Below are 819 nucleotides of genomic sequence, written 5' to 3' on the forward strand. Positions count from 1 at the left end.
GGCACTGTTGCAAATAACCACGAATGGTAAGCTGAAGACTGTTTTAGCTAAAGGTGCAGCATATGAATCCTTTCCATGGTCGGCATTTTCAGGGCGAAATCATTCTTTGGGCTGTGCGCTGGTATTGTAAATATGGCATTAGCTATCGTGAACTGCAGGAAATGCTGGCCGAACGGGGTGTGAATGTTGATCACACGACTATTTACCGTTGGGTTCAACGTTATGCTCCTGAAATAGAAAAACGTTTACGCTGGTATTGGCGTAATCCTACAGATCTGAGCTCGTGGCATATTGATGAAACCTATGTAAAAGTGAATGGACGATGGTCTTATCTGTATCGTGCAGTCGATCAACGTGGCGATACCATTGATTTTTATCTTTCTTCTAGACGTAATACCAAATCAGCCTATAGTTTTCTAGGAAAGATCTTCAATACGGTGAAAAAATGGCAAATTCCACGGGTCATCAATACAGATAAAGCAGCGACCTATGGCCATGCTTTATCACGATTAAAGCGAGAAGGAAAATGTCCAGTAGATATTGAGCACAGGCAGATTAAGTATAAAAATAACGTGATTGAATGTGATCATGGCAAGCTAAAGCGGATCATCAGGGCCACATTAGGATTCAAATCTATGAAGACGGCTTATGCCACAATTAAAGGTATTGAAGTCATGCGTGCACTACGTAAAGGACAAGCATCGTCATTTTATTATGGTCAGCCTCAGGGTGAAGTGTGTCTAATCAACAGGGTTTTCGGTCTCTAAGTACTTTTTAAAGGGAACATCATCGACTCAAATCTCTATTTGCAACAGTGCC

General features: G+C 41.5%; 1 protein-coding gene. It reads left to right on the forward strand.

Annotated features, from left to right (window positions below):
* The first annotated feature begins 62 nt into the window (after positions 1 to 62).
* Complete coding sequence (locus WA249_RS18900) at positions 63 to 767, forward strand: IS6 family transposase (RefSeq protein WP_005144680.1); 705 nt, start codon at positions 63 to 65, stop codon at positions 765 to 767.
* Positions 768 to 819 lie beyond the last annotated feature (52 nt).

It is taken from the genome of Acinetobacter sp. 161(2023) (genome assembly GCF_037027805.1).
GTDB lineage: Bacteria > Pseudomonadota > Gammaproteobacteria > Pseudomonadales > Moraxellaceae > Acinetobacter.